Source organism: Dactylosporangium sp. NPDC049742, from assembly GCF_040674675.1.
GTDB lineage: Bacteria > Actinomycetota > Actinomycetes > Mycobacteriales > Micromonosporaceae > Dactylosporangium > Dactylosporangium maewongense.
In genome coordinates this window covers 5,006-22,845 of sequence record NZ_JBFANF010000036.1, presented here as the reverse complement: position 1 = coordinate 22,845, position 17,840 = coordinate 5,006, and the positions used below count along the sequence as shown (strand labels likewise).

General features: G+C 72.5%; 19 protein-coding genes and 1 other RNA gene. 6 read left to right on the top strand and 14 right to left on the bottom strand.

What is annotated here, in order from left to right; translation table 11 throughout:
• Positions 1-17: 17 nt before the first annotated feature.
• The 3 genes from AB0J72_RS35220 to rnpB form a co-directional block, all read right to left on the bottom strand.
• On the bottom strand, positions 18-500 hold the full coding sequence (locus tag AB0J72_RS35220; protein ID WP_363406432.1) for a hypothetical protein: 483 nt from the start codon (positions 498-500) through the stop codon (positions 18-20).
• Complete coding sequence (locus AB0J72_RS35215) at positions 493-963, bottom strand: sigma-70 family RNA polymerase sigma factor (protein ID WP_363406429.1); 471 nt, start codon at positions 961-963, stop codon at positions 493-495. The genes AB0J72_RS35220 and AB0J72_RS35215 overlap by 8 nt, the downstream gene beginning before the upstream one ends.
• 471 nt (positions 964-1,434) lie before the next feature.
• An RNA gene (gene rnpB, locus AB0J72_RS35210) (RNase P RNA component class A) lies at positions 1,435-1,805 on the bottom strand.
• A 30-nt stretch (positions 1,806-1,835) separates the two neighbouring features.
• Between rnpB and AB0J72_RS35205 the strand changes: the two genes are divergently transcribed.
• On the top strand, positions 1,836-2,603 hold the full coding sequence (locus AB0J72_RS35205) for a sulfite exporter TauE/SafE family protein (protein WP_363406427.1): 768 nt from the start codon (positions 1,836-1,838) through the stop codon (positions 2,601-2,603).
• A gap of 107 nt (positions 2,604-2,710) precedes the next feature.
• On the opposite strand, the gene AB0J72_RS35200 is transcribed toward AB0J72_RS35205, so the two are convergent.
• Genes AB0J72_RS35200 through AB0J72_RS35180 form a run of 5 tightly spaced genes read right to left on the bottom strand, consistent with a single transcriptional unit; the run spans position 2,711 to position 7,451 of the window.
• The gene (locus AB0J72_RS35200) at positions 2,711-4,117 is read right to left on the bottom strand and encodes a bifunctional RNase H/acid phosphatase (protein ID WP_363406424.1); all 1,407 of its coding nucleotides are present in this window, start codon (positions 4,115-4,117) and stop codon (positions 2,711-2,713) included.
• Positions 4,114-4,854: a C4-type zinc ribbon domain-containing protein gene (locus AB0J72_RS35195; RefSeq protein WP_363406421.1), complete on the bottom strand. Its 741-nt coding sequence runs from the start codon at positions 4,852-4,854 to the stop codon at positions 4,114-4,116. Before AB0J72_RS35195 ends, AB0J72_RS35200 begins: the two co-directional genes overlap by 4 nt.
• Positions 4,851-5,642 (bottom strand): Nif3-like dinuclear metal center hexameric protein, encoded by a 792-nt coding sequence (locus AB0J72_RS35190; protein ID WP_344506193.1) that lies wholly within the window; start codon positions 5,640-5,642, stop codon positions 4,851-4,853. The genes AB0J72_RS35195 and AB0J72_RS35190 overlap by 4 nt, the downstream gene beginning before the upstream one ends.
• 9 nt (positions 5,643-5,651) lie before the next feature.
• Positions 5,652-6,194 (bottom strand): flavoprotein, encoded by a 543-nt coding sequence (locus tag AB0J72_RS35185; RefSeq protein WP_363406417.1) that lies wholly within the window; start codon positions 6,192-6,194, stop codon positions 5,652-5,654.
• Positions 6,195-6,218: 24 nt separating this feature from the next.
• Positions 6,219-7,451, bottom strand: coding sequence for a helix-turn-helix domain-containing protein (locus AB0J72_RS35180; protein ID WP_363406414.1), 1,233 nt, complete (start codon positions 7,449-7,451; stop codon positions 6,219-6,221).
• Between the two features lie 193 nt (positions 7,452-7,644).
• Here AB0J72_RS35180 and AB0J72_RS35175 point away from each other — a divergent pair, with 193 nt between their 5' ends.
• Positions 7,645-8,283, top strand: coding sequence for a bifunctional DNA primase/polymerase (locus tag AB0J72_RS35175; RefSeq protein WP_363406411.1), 639 nt, complete (start codon positions 7,645-7,647; stop codon positions 8,281-8,283).
• A 358-nt stretch (positions 8,284-8,641) separates the two neighbouring features.
• Here the strand turns inward: AB0J72_RS35175 and AB0J72_RS35170 are convergent, their stop codons facing one another.
• The 6 genes from AB0J72_RS35170 to aceE all read right to left on the bottom strand — a co-directional run bounded on the left by AB0J72_RS35170 (position 8,642) and on the right by aceE (position 14,724).
• Positions 8,642-9,064 carry a hypothetical protein gene (locus tag AB0J72_RS35170; protein ID WP_363406408.1) on the bottom strand — a complete coding sequence of 141 codons (423 nt, stop codon included), beginning with the start codon at positions 9,062-9,064 and terminating at the stop codon, positions 8,642-8,644.
• A 281-nt stretch (positions 9,065-9,345) separates the two neighbouring features.
• Entirely contained in the window at positions 9,346-10,083 is a 738-nt protein-coding gene (locus tag AB0J72_RS35165) for an ABC transporter permease (protein WP_363406405.1), read from the bottom strand.
• Between the two features lie 2 nt (positions 10,084-10,085).
• Complete coding sequence (locus tag AB0J72_RS35160) at positions 10,086-10,967, bottom strand: ABC transporter ATP-binding protein (protein WP_363406402.1); 882 nt, start codon at positions 10,965-10,967, stop codon at positions 10,086-10,088.
• The gene (locus tag AB0J72_RS35155; RefSeq protein WP_363406400.1) at positions 10,967-11,269 is read right to left on the bottom strand and encodes a transcriptional regulator; all 303 of its coding nucleotides are present in this window, start codon (positions 11,267-11,269) and stop codon (positions 10,967-10,969) included. Before AB0J72_RS35155 ends, AB0J72_RS35160 begins: the two co-directional genes overlap by 1 nt.
• Positions 11,262-11,903, bottom strand: coding sequence for a transporter (locus AB0J72_RS35150; RefSeq protein ID WP_363406397.1), 642 nt, complete (start codon positions 11,901-11,903; stop codon positions 11,262-11,264). Before AB0J72_RS35150 ends, AB0J72_RS35155 begins: the two co-directional genes overlap by 8 nt.
• A gap of 76 nt (positions 11,904-11,979) precedes the next feature.
• Positions 11,980-14,724, bottom strand: coding sequence for a pyruvate dehydrogenase (acetyl-transferring), homodimeric type (gene aceE / locus AB0J72_RS35145; protein ID WP_363406394.1), 2,745 nt, complete (start codon positions 14,722-14,724; stop codon positions 11,980-11,982).
• Positions 14,725-14,975: 251 nt separating this feature from the next.
• Between aceE and AB0J72_RS35140 the strand changes: the two genes are divergently transcribed.
• From AB0J72_RS35140 to AB0J72_RS35125, 4 genes are all read left to right on the top strand, one after another.
• Positions 14,976-15,425 (top strand): hypothetical protein, encoded by a 450-nt coding sequence (locus tag AB0J72_RS35140; RefSeq protein ID WP_363406391.1) that lies wholly within the window; start codon positions 14,976-14,978, stop codon positions 15,423-15,425.
• A gap of 13 nt (positions 15,426-15,438) precedes the next feature.
• On the top strand, positions 15,439-15,852 hold the full coding sequence (locus AB0J72_RS35135) for a YjbQ family protein (protein WP_363406388.1): 414 nt from the start codon (positions 15,439-15,441) through the stop codon (positions 15,850-15,852).
• 48 nt (positions 15,853-15,900) lie between these two features.
• Positions 15,901-16,344 (top strand): NUDIX hydrolase, encoded by a 444-nt coding sequence (locus AB0J72_RS35130; protein ID WP_363406385.1) that lies wholly within the window; start codon positions 15,901-15,903, stop codon positions 16,342-16,344.
• 54 nt (positions 16,345-16,398) lie between these two features.
• Positions 16,399-17,840, top strand: a 1,442-nt coding sequence (locus AB0J72_RS35125; RefSeq protein WP_363406382.1) for a thiamine pyrophosphate-dependent enzyme, incomplete at its 3' end; no start/stop codon positions are given.

Genomic DNA, 17,840 nt, shown 5'->3' with positions numbered 1-17,840 from the left:
TCAGTATCCGCGGCGCATCAGCGCATATGACACAGCACCCGCACGTCGTGCAGCCCCTCCGGCGGGACGACCACGGGCTCCTCGGCGCGACACCACGGCATGCCGCTGTTCACGGGCTCTCCGGTCGCGACGTACTGCCCCGGCGTCAACCTGATGCTGAACCGCCCGTCGGCCGCCGAGGTGGTGCTCGTGGTCGTGCCGTCAGCCGCGCCGAACCACACCGTCCCGGCGGTGCCGCGCGAATACCCTGGTATCGGCCCGCCGACCATCAGGAGCGTTCCGGTGACGACCGCTCGAGCCGCGGTAGCCGGCTGCTGCTTCTGCCCCCACAGCGTCGGTCCGGCGGTCGCCCCCAGCGCCACCGCCACGACCGCCCCCACGACGGCGAGGTGCCGCCGGTCCCGGTTCCGCCGCTTCCGCACCACCTCGCCGAACGCGGGCGCCTGCCCCGGCTCGTGCCGCTTCGCCTCGGCCGCCAGCAGATCCCTGAGCTCAGACATTCGACGCCTCCTCTCTCAGCAGCCCCGCGAGCGCGCTCCGGGCCCGGCTCAACCGCGACTTCACCGTCCCGGGCGCGACGTCCAGCAGCTCCGCGGTCTGCTCCACGCCGTACCCGAGCAGGTGATGCATGACGACCACCTGCCGCTGCCCGACCGGCAACCGCCGCAGCGCCGCCGTGAGATCCACCCGGTCCCCACTCGGCGGCGACGCGTCCACCGGCGGCCCGTGCCGCAGCAGCGCCCGCAGGGCACTCCGCGCGTTCCGCCGCCGGTTGGCCACCAGCCTGATCGCCACGGTCCGCACCCACACCTCCGGCGACTCGAGCCGGGACACGTGCTCCCACCGCCCGAGCAGCCGCACGAACGCCTCCTGCACGCACTCCTCGGCCTCCGCCCTCCCCCCGGCGACCAGCGCCACCACACCGACGAGCCTCGAGTAGCTGGCCGCGTACAAATCAGACACCGCATCGCGACTGCTGGACCTGCCCATACTCCTGTCACCCCCGAACCCCCGCCCCGGTTCCACCCCGACCGACATTTTCTCTAGGTGCCGCTGAGCCTGTACGGTCGTCGTCCCGTGCCGCCAGTCGCCTGGTCGGCCGTCGCGGTCGGCGTCGTCCTCATCGCCGCGGCCGCCATCCGAACCGTCAACTGAGCGTCGGGTGTGATGCCCCCGGCGACCGGGGCACACCGGACGCAGTCATGCCGCACCGAAGGGCGTCGGTGCCGCGGTGGCGGCCACGCCGGCGACGAGACCGGCACGGAGTGGAGCAACGGACGCGACCGGACGGACCGGCGGCGATGGCGCGCGGGACGCGCAGGTCCTGCCGCGCGCTCAGCGCGCTGGCAGTACGCCACCGCGGCGGCGCATGGGGGTGCGGGTGGGAACCCCCGCCGGGGCCCCGCCGCGGAGCGGTGGGGGTTGTCGCAGCGACGGACGAGTCGACCTGTACGCCGGGTTCTGTCCTCGCCCTGAGGGGCGGGGGCGGCCATCCATCTCGGCCTGCCGTTGCCGGCAGGCTCTAGCGGTCTACCCGCAGGCTCGGGCGGGCCGCCCTCGAACGCCTGCGTCTGACCTTGCTCCGGGTGGGGTTTACCTAGCCGCCCCGGTCACCCGGGGCGCTGGTGGGCTCTTACCCCACCGTTTCACCCTTACCCGGCCCCGAGGGGCCGGGCGGTCTGTTCTCTGTGGCACTGTCCCGCGGGTCGCCCCGGGTTGCCGTTAACAACCACCCTGCCCTGTGGAGCCCGGACGTTCCTCGGCGGCACCGGTGAAGGTGCCGACGCGGCCGCCCGGTCGACTCGTCCGTCGTGATGACTATGGTAGGCGGCACCATGAACCTTGCAGACATCGCGCTCCTGTCCGGGGCCGGGCTGGCCGCCGGCACGGTCAACGCGATCGCCGGCGGCGGGTCGCTGATCACGTTTCCGGCGCTGATCGCGACGGGGTTGAGCCCGGTGGCGGCGAACGTGACCAACTCGGTGTCGGTGTTCCCGGGGTACGTCGCCTCGGTGTACGGCAGCCGGATGGACCTCAGCGAGCTGCCGCGGCGGACGGTGGCGGGTATCGTGCCGACGTCGGTGGTGGCCGCGGCGCTCGGGTGCGTGCTGCTGCTGATCACGCCGACGAGGGCGTTCGACCTGGTGGTGCCGTTCCTGGTACTGGCGGCGGCCACCACCCTGGCGTTCCAGGACCGGCTGCGCAAGCTGGTCGGCAACCCGCGGGACATGTCGCCGGCACGCAGGACGCTGAGCCTGCACGCGATGGTGTTCGCCGGCTCGCTGTACGGCGGCTACTTCGGCGCCGCGCTCGGCGTCATGCTGGTCGCGGCGCTCGGTCTGGTGCTCGACCAGTCGATGGCCAGGATCAGCGCGCTGAAGAACGTCGTGTCCGCGATCGCCGGCCTGGTGACGGTCTGCGTGTTCGCGCTGTTCGGGCCGGTCGAGTGGGTGGACGTGCTGGTGGTGGCGCCGACCGCGATGCTCGGCGGCTACGTGGGCGCCCGCCTCGCCCGGCGGCTCCCGTCCGCGGTGCTGAAGTGGGTGATCGTGGCGTTCGGCACCGGCGTCGGCCTGGTCCTGCTGTACCGGGCGCTGACCTGACCATCCGCACCGGCAACGCGCGGGCCGCTCACGGTCGGCGAGCGCCAGTCCCCACGCCGCGGCCAGCGCCAGAGCCACCGCGGCGCCCGCCATGAGGCGGCCCGGCGTCAGCTCAGGTGTGCGGTGTCGTTGACGGTACGCACGGCGACCCCTCCGTCAGGCCATGAGTCGACGATCGAGAGGCCGGCGGGGTCGAGGTACAGGCGGTACATGAACGCGTCGCCGGCGGCGAGGGCGTCGCGGAGCATCGACTTGATCGGGGTCACGTGGCTGACGACGGCGATCCGCTGCCCCGCGTACTGCTGCTGGAGCCGCCGGACCGCCCGCCGCACCCGGATGGTGACCTGCTGCAGCGACTCCCCGCCGGGCGGTGCGACCAGGGGTGAGGCGAGCCAGCGGTCGAGCTCGGCCGGGTACGCGGCCCGCACCTCGGCGAACGTCAGCCCGTCCCACTCGCCGAAGTCGCACTCGACGAGGTCCTGGTCGGTGACGATCTCGACGTCGCCGACGAGGCCACGCACGGCGGCCGCGGTCTCCAGGCACCGCCGCAGCGGCGAGCTGACCACGGCGGCGAGGTCGGGGGCGAGGTCCCGGATCCGGCCGGCGGCACGACCGGCCTGGTCACGCCCGCGGTCGGACAGCGGGATGTCGCTGCGCCCCGAGTAGCGTTTCTCGGCGGTGTACGGCGTCTCGCCGTGCCTGACGAGCAGCATCCGCAACGGCGACCCGGTCGACGGCGGCGCCCAGGACCGGGCCACGGGCTCCGCCGGCCCGGCATCGACGTCCAACGTATTGACCAACGTCTGTGCTGGGGTGCCGGAGGAACCGGACGAGCGGGCAGCACCGGCCGATCCCGCACCCGAAGACGAGCCCTCGGAAGAAGAGAGGTCCGCGGAAGACGAGCCAGCGGCAGACGACGGGCCACGAGACGAAGACGAGCTCGCGGCGGCGGCGACGGCGCGAGCGGCCGCGCGGCCCGGTGAGTCGGGGCCCGCGACCGGAGCGGCGTCCGCAGCAGCGGAACCAGAAGCGTCAGCCGAACCAGAAGCGTCAGCCGAACCAGAAGCGGCGGCGGAATCAGCAGCCGCGGCGGAGCCGGGAGCGGGGGGCGGGGTGGAGGCGCCGTCCATGGCGGCGTTCGCCAGGTGGTCGGCGTGCTTGTTCCGCTCGCGGGGAATCCACGAGTAGCGGACCGAGCGGAACGAGCGGGCCAGGTCCCCCGCCTCCGCCGCCAGGGGGACCAGCCCGGGGTGCTTGATCTGCCAGCGGCCCGACATCTGCTCGACGACCAGCTTCGAGTCCATGCGGACCTCGACCTCGTCGGCGCCGAGCTCGGTGGCGGCGCGGAGACCCTCGATGAGGCCGGTGTACTCGGCGACGTTGTTGGTGGTGACGCCGAGCCGGCCGAGGCGTTCGGCGAGGACCTCGCCGGTGGTGGAGCGGACGACCGCGCCGTAGCCGGCGGGGCCGGGGTTGCCCCTGGACCCGCCGTCGGCCTCGATCGTGACCTTCACAGGCCGGACTCCGCGGTCCGGACGAGGATGCGCCGGCATTCTTCGCAGCGGACGACCTCGTCGGCGGCGGCGGCCTTGACCCGGGCCTTGTCGCCGCCGGCGAGCTCCAGGCGGCAGCCTTCGCAGCGGCCGTGGCGGAGCATGGCGGCGCCGATGCCGCCGCTGGACTCGCGGATCTTGTCGTACAGGGTGATGAGGTCGGCGGGGAGGTCCGCGGCGAGGGGCTTGCGGCCGGAGCGGCGGAACTCCTCGTCCTTGGCGATCCCGGCCAGGGTCTCGTCGCGGCGCTGCTCGGCGGCCGCCCGCACGGAGCGGGTCTCGGTGAGCCGGCCGGCGACCTCGTCGAGGGCGGCCTGCGCGGTCTCCCGCTGCTCCATCAGCTCCAGCTCGGCGTCCTCCAGCTCGCCTTGGCGCCGCTTGAGCGTGGCGATCTCGTGCTGCAGGGCCTCCAGCTCGCGGGCGGGGCCGGTGCCGGCGTCGAGCCGCGACTGGTCCTTGTCCTTGCGGGCGCGGACCTGCTCGGCGTCGCGCTCGAGGCGGCTGATGTCGCGGTCGAGGTCGTCGACGGCGACCTGGGCGCGGACACGCTCGTCCTCCATCGTGGACAGTTCGCGGGCCAGCCGGTCGAGCTCCGCGTGCTCGGGCAGCGACTTGCGCTTGTGCGCGAGCTGGGTGAGCGCGATGTCGATCGCCTGCAGGTCGAGCAGGCGGCGCTGAGCCTCTGGGTCGGCCTTCACTGGTTGCGGTCCTCCAAGGTGAACGTCCACGGTGAGGTGTCCACATCGGACACGATGGTCTGCAAGCCGGCTTCCTGCCGCAGGAACGCCGCCACGTCGTCGAGCCACGGCCGCTCCGACGCCCAGTGCGAGACGTCCAGCAGCGCGGGGCCGCCGTTGGCCAGGTGCTCGTGCGCCGGGTGGTGGCGCAGATCCGCAGTCAAGTATGCGTCAACGCCGGCCCGCGCCGCGTCGGCCAGGAACGCGTCGCCCGCACCCCCGGACACGGCAACCGTCCGGACCGTGTCCGTGGGGACCCCTGCCACCCGTACATCACCCACTGCCGACGACACGAGCGCGGCCAGGTCCGACAGTGCCATCGCAGATGGCAGCTCGCCGACGCGCCCGTGACCGCGGTCGTCGGCGGTCGGGACCAGCGGCCGGAGGCCGGCGAGGCCGAGCCGTGCGGCGAGCGCGTCGGACACGCCGGGGGCGGCGACGTCGCCGTTGGTGTGCGCGGTGTACAGGGCGATGCCCGCCTTGATCATCCGGTGGACGATCGCGCCCTTGTACGTGGTGGGCGCGACGCTGGACACGCCGCGCAGCAGCAGCGGGTGGTGGGTGAACATCAGGTCCGCGCCGGCGGAGACCGCCTCCTCGACCGTGCGGGGGTCGCAGTCCACGGCGAGGAAGACCCTGGTGACCTCCGCGGACGGCTCACCGAGGGTGAGACCGACCCGGTCCCAGCTTTCGGCCCACGAGGTCGGGTAGCGCTGCTCGATGAGTTCGACGAGTTCGGCGACTAGCACGGCGCGACGTTACTCCACCCGCGGCGGGCCGACCGCCTCGACGGGCAGATGCCAGGGAAAGCGGTCCGTGATCCGCTCGCCCGTGCCCGGCGGGTGCAGGGGCAGGACGTCGGGGCCGTAGAGGACGGTGACGCCCCAGGCCCGCAGCTTCTCGATCGACTCGCCGAACGCGGGGTGCCGGGCCATGGCGGCGTTGGTGAAGGGCACCGCGACGATCGGCAGGCCCATGCCGAGGCCCTCGACGACGAGGCCGAGGGCCAGGGTGTCGGCGATGCCCGCGGCCCACTTGTTGATCGTGTTGACGGTGGCCGGGGCGACGATCATGGCTTCGGCCTGCGGGAGGATGTCGGGGTCTCCGGGGTACTTGTACCGGTGCCGGACCGGGTGCCCGGTCTGGGCGATGAGGCTCGGGATGTCGAGCCACTTGAGGGCGTCCGGCGTGGCGACCACGCAGACCTCCCAGCCTTTCGCCTGGGCGAGCGACACCAGCTTGCTGGCGTGCTGCGTGACAGGCGATCCGCACATCACGGCGTACAGGACATGACCGGCCATGCGGGCATTGTGCTACCCCGTGCCCTACACCCCCACGCTCATGTGCTCGGCGAGTTCAGCGACGGGCGCCGAGGGGGTGCCGCGGGTGCGCCGCAGGACGTCGCTGAGCACCTCCCGGGCCAGCGGCCGGCAGCGGATCTCCGAGGGGGCGAGCCGGTCGCCCTCCAGGAGCATCTCGCTGGCCTGCTCGATGTCGCCGAGGAGGGCGTAGGCGCGGGCCTGGTCGAGGTAGTGGTGCGCGCGGCGCTCCGGCAGCAGCGCGTGGAACGCCTCCAGGTTCAGCGACTCGTGCACCTCGACCGCGTGGCGCCCCTCGCCGAGCTCGACGGCGGCGGCGGCGCGGTGCAGCTTCACGTTCGTCGGCCCGAAGCTGGACCAGTAGTAGTTGTGGTCGCCGTCGAGCCCGCGGGCCGCCTCCTCCGCCCCGCCGAGCAGGTCCCGGACGGTGGCGCCGTCGCCGATGCGGGCGGCGGCCATCGCGCCCTGCAGCAGCAGCATCCCGTAGACCGACAGGCGCTCGGGTGCGCAGTCGTTGCCGTCGGAGCCGGGGGCGAGCCGGTTGGCGATGTTGACGTTGATCTCCAGCGCCGGGCGGGACCGGCCGAGGGCGAGCAGGGCGAGGGCGACCCTGGTGGTGGCGGCGCCGGCGAGGAGCTGGTCGCCGGCGCGCTGCGACACCGCGATCGACCGGTCGGCGGCGAGCCAGGCCAGCTCGTGCTCGCCGAGCTTGCGCAGCGCCGAGGAGGCGATCTGGTAGACCTGCCCGAGCAGGTGGGCGGCCTCGCGGCTCTGCCCGCCGTCGACGTAGGCGGTGTCGGCGGCCTGGGCCTCCCGCAGGAGGCGGGGCAGGGTGCGGGCGAGCATGCCGTACTTCGCGTGCTGGTAGCTCAGCCACGCGTGGGTGACGGCCTTGCGCATCTCGGCGAGGGGCGGCGGCTCGGGCGGCGCGTAGAAGAAGGCGCTGATCTGGTCGTAGCGCTCCAGCGCGGCGCGGATCTCCTCGACCTCGACCTGGTCGACGCAGTTGACGCTGTCGGGGCGCCGCTCGGGGTCCTTGCCCAGCAGGATCTGCACGTCGAGCTGGAGCACGTCGGCGATCTCGTAGACCACCGAGAACTTGTCCAGGCGCCGCACGCCGCGCTCGACCTTGTCGACCCAGCTCTTCGACTTCCCGAGCCGGTCCGCGAAGACCTGCTGGGACATCTTGCGCCGGTTCCGCCAGTAGGCCACGCGCCGCCCGATCGGCAGCTCATCCACGCCGCTCACCTCCGGAGGTCACCCGCTCGGCCGAAATCGCACCTTTTGTGCGGTTCGTCCGGCGTTCGTGCTCATACGTTCTGATGTGCAAGTTGCAGACCCCGTTGTCATTGCCAACGACGCACACGACGTCCGGTGACGCGACGTGGTTCTGTGTGCACTTTCGAGTGATCTCCGCTGCTAGGAGGAGCACATGCGGTCCTGGGAACGCGCCAAACTCCGCAAAGCGGCCGTCCGGTACGCCGAACACGGCTGGCACGTGCTGCCCGGCGCCTACCTGGTCGGCCAGAGCGCGGGCCGGCACGCCAGGGAGCGCCGCTTCGACTGCGGCCAGCCCGGCTGCCGCACCGTGGCGTGCCACCCCACCGCCAACACGCCGAGCCGGTCTCCGTCGGCCGTCGCCGAGTGGTGGCGCGTGCACCCCTACAGCGTCCTGTTCCCGACCGGGTACGCCTTCGACGTGCTGGAGGTCCCCGGCGCGCTGGGCCGGGCCGCGCTGCTCGGCGACGGCTTCGTCGCGGCGCGCGGGCCGGTCATGGTGGCCCGACAGAAGGGTCAGGGGGACCGCTGGTCGTTCCTGGTGCTGCCCGGGCACGGGCTGCTGCCGGAGCTGGCCCAGCAGCCCGGCGTGGTGCTGCACGGGCAGGGGTCGTGGGTGCCGGCGGCGCCGAGCCCGCAGTTCGGCGGGCGGGTGCGCTGGGAGCTGTCCCCCGAGTCGCACGGCTGGCGGCCGGCGGAGCCCTACGCCGTGCAGGCCCTCATGCTCGACGCGATCGGGGCCGGGCCCTTGGCGGGCGCCGGACAGCGGGGCACCTGGCGCACCGCCGCCTGACCCCACCACAGCCGACGGCCGGTCCTCTCGGGGGGACCGGCCGTCGCCGTTCTCCGCGACCGGGCCGCCACTCAGCCACGGGCAACCAGCGCCGTCGATGGGCGATGTCCCGTGACCAGCGCCGTGACGGCCGCCGGCGCCCGTGCCCGGGAGGCCTCCGCCGCCCGGGCACGGGACATCGCCCGAGCGGCGGGGGTCGACGAGCGCGCTAGGCATCGGAAAAAATTCACGTGCAGAATTCATGCCGCTGCCCAACGTAGCGCCGGTGTAGCCCTACGTCGACCCTTGTCGCCCGACAGGGCTACTCAAGGGTTGCGTGAATACCTACTCAACCCTGAGTGTTGATCTACTCAATTGATCAGTAACTCACCAGGACGTCCACGGTTGCCACCACCCGGCGAACGTCGGCGCCCGCATTCCGGTCGGGCACCTCGGTCGGCTGGGCGGCGGGGTCGACCCGGACGATCCGGCCGCCCTCGGGCAGCCTGACGCCGCGCGCCGCGAGCAACGCAGTCAACGCACCGTAGACGACCGCCTCCGCTCGGTCGGGTGCGGCCCACGCCTGGAGCCCGATCCGCCAGCGGGTCTGCCGTGCCCACGGCAGGCGGGAGCGGACCGGCTCCCCCACCGCCTCCACGAGCAGGACCGCTGGATCACTCGTCGGATTGGCCGGTCGCGAGGTCACCAGGGTCGCGTCGGACAGATGGTGCTGTGCGCGCAGGTACGCCACGACGAGGCCGACCGCGTCCGGCTGCGCCACGGCCGTCACCGCCCCCGTCACCCTCGTCCCCTTCGCCCGCGCCCTCGTGGAGGACAACGGGACGCGCACCGCCTGGTCGCGGTACCAAAGATACATTTCATATTCCCCGAAGAAAGAATTCATGTGTGATCGGAGAAACGGCGCGTCCGGTCGAACGGTTCGTAGAATTCCACCGCCGGTGGTAGCCGCCGCCCCCCACTCCAGGGTAATGACCAGGAAAGATCCGGTGGGCGCTTTTGCGACAAACATCGGCGCCCCCCAATCGGCATTTTGTCGCCGACCGGGGGGCGCCGGAGTGCGGATCAGCTGAAGCGGGCTCCCTCGTCGCGGCGGTGCGCCCAGGCCGCGAGGCCCGCCGCCGCGACCGTCCAGGCGGCCAGGGAGACCATCGAGGTGGCCGACACCGTGAAGTCGCCGACCGCGGCCCAGAGCAGCTCGGCGGCGCCGCGGGTCGGCAGGAACGGCGCGATCGTCTCGACGAACCCGGGCGCGTCGCCGGGCGACGACAGCAGCCCGCCGCCGAACGCGAGCGGGAAGAAGATGATCTGCGCGACCGCGAGGGCGGCCTTGGTCGGCAGGGAATAGCCGATCGCCAGGCCCATGAACGTGAACGGCAGGGCGCCGAGCACGACCGCGCCGAGGGCGAGCAGCAACTGCACCGGGGAGGCGGTGGCGGCGGTCAGGGTGGCGCCGATGATGACGACCGGGATCAGCGACAGGAACATGAACGTGAGCCCGGACAGGACCCGCCCGGTGAAGGCGACGGCGGGCCCGGCCGGCAGGGTGCGGCTGTAGGGGTCCCACGGCTGGGCGCGGTCCTCGGCGACGCCGACGCCGTAGGTGAACAGCGAGCTGGTCATCACCGCGAACATGACCATCGAGGCGGTCGCGTAGGTGGCGCCGACCGGGTCGTCCCCGGCGAACGGCACGACGAAGAACAGCATCGACGCGGCCGGGAAGAACGCCCCGCCGACGACGGCGACGGGGATGCGGGCGGTCTCCAGGATGCGGAACCGGGCATGCGTGAGCGCGAGCGACATGATCAGCGTCCCGTCAGGGTCAGGAATGCCTCTTCGAGGCTGGTGGGCCGGACCTGCAGCCCGCGGAACGGCACGCCCGTGGTGACGAGGTCCCGCACGAGCTGGTCAGGGTCGGCGGTGAGCAGCGAGGTGCGGCCGTCGGCCTGCTCGACGCCGACGACGCCGGGCAGCGCCGGCAGCTCGGGCAGCGTCGCGCTGTCGAGGCTGACCCGGTGGATGCCGACCATGGCGCGGATCGCGGCGACGGTGTCGTCGGCGAGGACCCGGCCGCCGCCGAGGACCACGACCCGGTCGGCGAGGGCCTCGATCTCCTCCAGGTAGTGGCTGGTCAGCACGACGGTGCCGGTGCGCCCGTACGCCCGGATGTGGGCCCACAGGTCGCGGCGCGCCTGCACGTCCAGGCCGGTCGTCGGCTCGTCCAGGAACACCAGGTCGGGACGGCCGGCGAAGGCGAGCGCGACGGCGAGGCGGCGCTTCTGCCCGCCGGACAGGCCGCCCGTCTGCCGGCCGGCGACCTCCGTCAGGCCGAACCCTTCCAGGAGCTCACCGGTGGGGACCGGGTCGGCGAAGTGGGCCGCGACGAACGCCACGCACTCGCGCACCCGCAGCGTCGCGGGCAGGCCGGTCTCCTGCGGGGTGACCCCGATCCGGCGGCGGGAGGCCGGGTCGCGGGGGTCGCCGCCGAAGAGCTCGACGGTGCCGCTCGTCGGGCGGCGCAGGCCGACGAGCAGGTTGACGAGCGTCGACTTGCCGGCGCCGTTGGGGCCGAGCAGCCCGACCACGCCCCCGGCATGGATGTCGAGGCTGACGCCGTCGAGCGCGACCTGGGCCTTGGCGCCGGCGCCGTAGCGCCGGGCGACGTCGACGGTGCGGGCGAGGAGCATCAGGACTCCCTGGTGGGGTCTAGGAGGGCGCGGACGGCGGTCGTGTAGTCGTCGAAGGCGACCCGGCCGCGGGTGCTGAGGGCGGCCGAGGTCGTCGGGGTGCGGCCGCGGAAGGACTTGACCAGGTCGACATAGCCGGCCTGCTCGAGCTTCGTCAGGTGCACCGACAGGTTCCCGGCCGTCATGTCGAGCAGCTCCTGCAGGCGGGGGAAGGTCATCCGGTCGCCGGCGGGCAGCCCGGACAGCGCGGCCATGATCCGCAGCCGCGCCTGGGCGTGGATCACGGGGTCGAGCTCAGCCACGCCGCCGTCCCCGCCACCAGAAGACCACCGCCAGCAGGCACAGGCCGCCGCCACCGCCGGCGGAGATCAGCAGCGAGTGCCAGCCGGGGCCGAGGGCGACGCCGGCGATGTTGATGACGGTGAGCCAGGCGCCGAGGACGAACATGTCGCGCGACAGCCAGATGGCGGCGCCCGTCATGTACATGACGGCGACGGTGCCGACCGAGACGCAGGCCCACAGCAGGCCCTGCTCGTCCTGGGGCAGGTAGCGGACGAAGCGCCCGGTGGTGGAGCCGACGCCGGCGAACGCGAGGAACCAGGCGATCCCGTAGGCCGTGCCCTGCCACGACGAGCGGCCCTCGACGCCGCGCCCGCGCCGGACGGACGCGACCAGGGTGCTCACCATCGCCGCCGCCATCGCCGCGAACAGCACGACGAGCGGCAGCCACTCGGGCAGGTCGACGAAGACCCGGCCGCCGGGGCCGAACCGCAGGAACAGCAGCCCGTAACCCACCAGCCAGGCGAGGCCCCAGGGCAGGTAGTAGACGAGCGGGTTGGGGGTGATGGTGCTGGTGACGGCCGTGCGCTCCTGCTGGATGAGGGCGAGGGACTCCGCCGGCGAGGCGGGCGGCGCGTCGTCATCGACCGGGGTCATGCAAACTACTTTACGCCGCAAACCTCTTTGCCGAAAGAGAGGGCCGTCCGTGCGGACGGCCCTCGCTACCCGTCGATCAGGAGTCGCCGCCGGTCTCCCCCACCGGGGCGGCGTTGACGTCGTCGATCGCGTACTTCTTCGCCGCGTCCGCGGCGGCCGACGCGGGCACCTCGCCGCGGCGGGCGAGCTGGCGCAGCGTGGCGACCACGACCGACTCGGCGTCGACGTGGAAGTGCCGGCGCAGCGCGTGCCGGGTGTCGGACAGACCGAAGCCGTCGGTGCCGAGCGACGTGTAGTCGGTGGGCACCCAGCGGGCGATCAGGTCCGGCACGGCCCGCATGAAGTCGGAGACCGCGATGACCGGGCCCTCGACGTCCTGCAGCGCCTGGGTGATGTACGGCACCCGCGGCTCGTCGGCCGGGTGCAGCAGGTTGTGCTCCTCGGCGACGATCGCGTCGCGGCGCAGCTCGGTCCACGACGTCGCGGACCACACGTCGGCGGCCACGCCCCACTCCTCGGCGAGCAGCTTCTGCGCCTTCAGCGCCCACTGCATGCCGGTGCCGGAGGCGAGGATCTGTGCCTTCGGGCCCTCCTGCACCGGTGCGGGCAGGTACTTGTAGAGGCCCTTGAGCACGCCCTGCACGTCCAGGCCCTCGGGCTCGGCCGGCTGGAAGATCGGCTCGTTGTAGATCGTCAGGTAGTAGATGAGGTCCTCGGGCTTCTCGCCGTACATCCGGTTGACCGCGTTCTCGGTGATGTGCGCGATCTCGAAGCCGAACGCCGGGTCGTAGGCCACCACGGCCGGGTTCGTCGCCGCGATGAGCAGCGAGTGACCGTCCTCGTGCTGCAGGCCCTCACCGTTGAGCGTGGTGCGGCCCGCGGTGGCGCCCAGCAGGAAGCCGCGCGACATCTGGTCGGCGGCCGCCCAGATGCCGTCGGCGGTGCGCTGGAAGCCGAACATCGAGTAGAAGATGTAGACCGGGATGATCGGCTCGCCGTGGGTGGCGTAGCTGGTCGCCGCGGCCGTGAACGACGCGACCGAGCCGGCCTCGTTGATCCCCTCGTGCAGGATCTGCCCGCTGGTGGACTCCCGGTAGCTCAGGAACAGCTCCCGGTCGACCGGCGTGTAGTTCTGCCCGTGCGGCGAGTAGATCTTCGCGGTCGGGAAGAGCGAGTCCATGCCGAACGTGCGGGCCTCGTCGGGGATGACCGGCACCCAGCGCCGCCCCATCCCCTTGTCGCGCATCAGGTCCTTGAGCATGCGGACGAACGCCATCGTGGTGGCGACCTTCTGCTTGCCGGAGCCGCGCTTGATGTCCCCGTACACCGACGACTGCGGCAGCTGCAGCGGCACGTGGGTGGTCCGCCGGTTCGGCACCGGTCCGCCCAGCTGCGCCCGCCGCTCGCGCATGTACTGCATCTCGTCGGACTTCTCGTCGGGCCGGTAGTACGGCACCGCGTACGGGTTGTCGCCGATCGCGCTGTCCGGGATGTCCAGGTACAGCCGGTCGCGGAAGTCCTTGACGTCCTGCAGCGTCAGCTTCTTCATCTGGTGGGTGGCGTTGCGGCCCTCGAAGTGCGAGCCGAGCGTCCAGCCCTTGATCGTCTTGGCCAGGATGACCGTCGGCTGGCCGGTGTGCTCGGTGGCCGCCTTGTACGCCGCGTACAGCTTGCGGTAGTCGTGGCCGCCGCGCTTGAGGTTCCAGATCTCGTCGTCGGACAGGTGCTCGACCATCTTGCGCGTGCGCGGGTCGCGGCCGAAGAAGTGCTCCCGCACGTACGCGCCGGACTCCGCCTTGTAGGTCTGGTAGTCGCCGTCCGGGGTGACGTTCATCAGGTTGACCAGCGCGCCGTCGGTGTCGGCGGCCAGCAGCGGGTCCCACTCCCGGCCCCAGACGACCTTGATCACGTTCCAGCCGGCGCCGCGGAAGAACGCCTCGAGCTCCTGCATGACCTTGCCGTTGCCGCGGACCGGGCCGTCGAGGCGCTGCAGGTTGCAGTTGATGACGAAGGTGAGGTTGTCCAGCTCCTCGCGGGCGGCGACGCCGATCGCGCCGATCGACTCCGGCTCGTCCATCTCACCGTCGCCGAGGAACGCCCATACGTGCTGCTGGCTGGTGTCCTTGAAGCCGCGGTTGTGCAGGTACCGGTTGAACCGCGCCTGGTAGATCGCGTTGATGCCGCCCAGGCCCATCGAGACGGTCGGGAACTCCCAGAAGTTGGGCATCAGCCGCGGGTGCGGGTAGCTGGGCAGGCCCTTGCCCATGCCGCCGTGCGACAGCTCCTGGCGGAACCCGTCGAGCTGCTGCTCGCTCAGGCGGCCCTCCATGAACGCGCGCGCGTACATGCCCGGCGAGGCGTGCCCCTGGAAGAAGATCTGGTCGCCGCCGCCCGGGTGGTCCTTGCCCCGGAAGAAGTGGTTGAAGCCGACCTCGTACAGGCTGGCGGCGCTGGCGAAGGTCGAGATGTGACCGCCGACGCCGACGTCGGGACGCTGGGCGCGCTGCACGAGCATCGCCGCGTTCCACCGGATGTAGGCGCGGATGCGCCGCTCCACGTGCTCGTCGCCGGGGAACCAGGGCTCACGCTCCGGCGCGATCGTGTTGATGTAGTCGGTGGTCGTGAGCGGCGGCACGCCGACCTGTCGCTCCCGCGCGCGCTCCAGCAGGCGCAGCATCACGTACCGGGCGCGCTTCGTGCCGCGCTCGTCGATCACTCCGTCCAGCGACTCGACCCACTCGGTGGTCTCCTCCGGGTCGATGTCCGGCAGTTGACTCGGCAGGCCGTCGCTGATCACTGGGCGCTTGCGTTCGGTGGACACAGGCGTTCCTTCTAGGTGTAGGACCGGTCGCCCCCGAGGTAGGACGGTGGTGGCCGGTCGGGATGGCCTCTGGGTGTTCGGGTTGAGGCAATGTGTGAGCCCATGTCCCATCCTGCCTGCCCTCAGTGCAATCCGTCACGTCTACGGGGCGTCAACTGCGACGCGCGACACGATACCGGCGGGTAACTTCTGCGTGACAAAACCGCGACTGATCGACCGTACCGCGGGTCCGGATCGGCTACGGTCCGGCCGTGTCCGACAACTCCGCCTGGTGGCTGCTGGTCCCGGTCCTCTGCGTCACCGCCTCGATCATCACGGTGGTCGTCGTCGTCACGTTCGTCGTGCGCCGGGTGGTGCGCGGCACCGTGAGCTCCGCCTTCAACAACACGACCGGCGGCGGGCTCCGGCGCGGCGGCCCGTCGTCGTCCTCGTTCCCCTTCGGCGCCGACCAGCTCGGGCCCGACTGGACCCCGGACGGCGGCGGCTCCGGCCCCTCGGGCGGGCACCACAGCTCCCACGACTCCCACGGCGGTCACGTCCACGGGTGGGGGCACAGCATGGACCACGGCCACTCGCACTCCCACTCGCACGACTCCGGGTCGTCCTGGTCGTCCTCCGACTCGGGCTCGTCGTCGTCCAGCGACTCCGGCTCCTCGTCGTCGTCCGACTCGGGCTCCTCGTCGTCGTCCTCGTCCGACTGACAGACTGGGGTCCATGCACTCCGAGGTCATCACCGTGCGCACCGGCTCCCGGCCGGTGGTGCGCGACATCACGGACGAGGCGGCGCGGTTCGTCGCCGGGCACGCGCCGGACGGCGACGGGCTGCTGCACGTGTTCGTCCCGCACGCGACCGCCGGCGTCGCGATCATCGAGACCGGCGCGGGCAGCGACGACGACCTGCTGCGCGCCCTCGACGACGTGCTGCCGGCCGACGACCGCTGGCGGCACCGGCACGGCTCACCCGGCCACGGCCGCGACCACGTCATGCCGGCGTTCGTCGCGCCGTACGCGACGCTGCCGGTCGTCGGCGGCCGGATCGCGCTGGGCACCTGGCAGTCGATCTGCCTGGTCGACCCGAACGGCGACAACGCCACCCGCCAGGTCCGTTTCAGCTTCCTGCACGGATGAGCGCGTTTCCTGCCGGGGTTCCCGGCCCCGGCGCGGGAGGATTCTGACGTGATCGAGCGTCGCGTCGCCGTCGTGTTCCTCGTCGACCCGCAGGGGCGGGTCCTGATGCAGCACCGTGACTCCCACGCGAAGGTCTCGCCCAACCAGTGGGCGATGCCCGGCGGCAAGATCGAGGACGGGGAGACGCCGGAGGAGGCGGCCCGCCGCGAGGTGTGGGAGGAGACCGGACTGACCGTCACCGACCTGGAGCACTACGTCACCGGTACGAGACCCTCGGTGACGACCGCCGACGGTCTGGTGGAGATGCATGTGTACTGCGCGGCCACCGACGCCACCCAGGACGACATCGTGCTCGGTGAGGGGCAGGCAATGGTCTTCCTCACACCTGAGGAGGCACTCTCCCGCGACCTCGGCGTGACCGCGGCACTTCTGGTGCCGGGCTTCCTGGAGTCTTCGCAGTACAGAGCCCTGGCGGCGCGCAACGGGCGGTGACCGTCGCGGCACCCGGCGACGCGTCGGACTGGCAGACGAAGACCAAAGTCGGCCATGCTGTCGAACGTGACCACCCCTCAGGACCTCGACGAGCGGTTCCGCGCGGAGCTCGCCGGGCTCGTCGCCGCCACGGTCATCCGGGACCTCGACGAGCCGGTGCGTGACGACACCGCACTCACCGGTGTGCAGGCCCGCGAGCTGTACGACGCCCAGTGCACCAGCCGGCACCTCGACCTCGCGGCCCGCTGGCTGCGCAGCTTCAACGCCGGCTACTACACGATCGGCTCGTCCGGCCACGAGGGGAACGCGGCGGTCGCCGCGGCGCTGCGCCCGACCGACCCCGCCCTGCTGCACTACCGTTCCGGCGGCTTCTACTGCCTGCGCGCCGGCCAGGTCCCCGGCAGCGACCCCATCCGCGACGTCCTGCGCGGGGTGGTCGCCTCGGCGAAGGAGCCGATCGCCGGCGGCCGGCACAAGGTCTTCGGCCACCCCGACCTGCACATCGTGCCCACCACCTCGACGATCGCCTCGCACCTGCCGCGCTCGATCGGCGTCGCGTACGCGCTGGGCCGCGGCCGCCGGCGCACCGGTGCGCACGCCGACGCCGGTACCGGCACCAACGGCCACGGCTGGCCCGGCGACGCCCTCGTCGTCTGCTCCTTCGGCGACGCGTCGATCAACCACGCCGCCGCGACCGCCGCGTTCAACACCGCCGGCTGGTGCGACCACGTCGGGCTGCGCCTGCCGCTGCTGTTCGTCTGCGAGGACAACTCCCTCGGCATCAGCGTCCGCTCCCCCGAGGGCTGGGTCGCCGCCGCCCTCAGCAGCCGCCCAGGGCTCCGGTACTACGCCGCCGACGGGTGCGACAGCGCGGCCACCTACGACCGGGCCGCCGAGGCCGCCGCGTGGGTGCGCCGCTTCCGCCGGCCCGCGATCCTGCACCTCACCACCGTCCGGCTGATGGGCCACGCCGGCGCCGACGCCGAGATGGCGTACCGCACCCCCGTCGAGATCGCCGCCGACCTCGCCCGCGACCCGCTCGTGCACACCGCCCGGCTCATCGTCGAGGCGGGCGTCGCCACCCCGTCGGAGCTGATGGCCCGCTACGACGAGCTCGGCTGGGACGTGCGCCGGGTCGCGGAGGAGGTCCTCGGCGAGCCGAAGCAGGCCAGCGCCTCCGAGGTGACGGCGCCGCTCGCGCCGCGCCGGCCGGTCCGCGTGTCCCGGGCCGTCGCCGATGCCGCCGCCGACCTGGTCGACGAGGCCGTGGACCCCGACGCGGGCAGCGACATCGGCGACGACCTGGAGTTCTCCGAGGCGTACGAGCCGCCGCACTCCCACCGCGCCCCCGACACCGACGCGCCCGCGCCTCCGTCGCCGTCTTCGGGTGCGCCGTCGCCTTCGGGTGCGCCGTCGCCTTCGGGTGCGCCGTCGCCTTCGGGTGCGCCGTCGCCTTCGGGTGCGCCGTCGCCTTCGGGTGCGCCGTCGCCTTCGGG